Annotated in this window: 1 pseudogene; it reads right to left on the bottom strand. The window is 58.0% G+C overall.

The window, feature by feature from the left end:
- Window positions 1-461 (bottom strand): annotated as a pseudogene (locus tag EE949_RS10565) (phosphate ABC transporter permease subunit PstC); the annotation flags it as partial.
- Between the last annotated feature and the right edge of the window lie 89 nt (window positions 462-550).

Here is a 550-nt window from a genome sequence, read left to right as displayed (position 1 = left end):
GCCATGAACGGGCCGAACACGAACAGCCCCCACATGCCGTAGATGATCGAAGGTATCCCTGCCAGCAATTCGATTGCAGAGGCAATCGGCATCCGCAACCAGGGCGGAGCCACTTCGGTCAGAAAGATCGCAATGCCGAAACTCACCGGAACGGCGATCAGCAAAGCCAGAAAAGAGGTCACCAGGGTACCGTAGATCGGAACCAGCGCGCCGAACTTGCCGGCGTTCACGTCCCATTCGGTACTGGTCAGAAAGCCAAACCCGAACGTCTGGAATGCCAGACTGCCACCCCAGAGGGTCGACAGGGCAATACAACCCAGCAAAGCAAGCACCAGCATCGCGGCGGCCTGCAATGAACGCTTGAACCACAGGTCGTGGCGATGATCCCGCTTGGCGCGCTTCTCGCCTTCGGTCTCGACAGCTTTGACGGCAGCGGACAGGTATTGGGTGTTTTCAGTCATGTTGAGTCCACTCGCAAGGAAAAGCCCCCGTCATCGGACCGATATCGCGGTCGATGACAGGGGTCGTACACGCTTGAATCACTTACTTG

This window comes from Pseudomonas viridiflava (genome assembly GCF_900602065.1).
Lineage (GTDB): Bacteria > Pseudomonadota > Gammaproteobacteria > Pseudomonadales > Pseudomonadaceae > Aquipseudomonas.
Note: the sequence above shows the minus strand (reverse complement) of the source record. Positions and strands in the feature narration are given on the sequence as shown.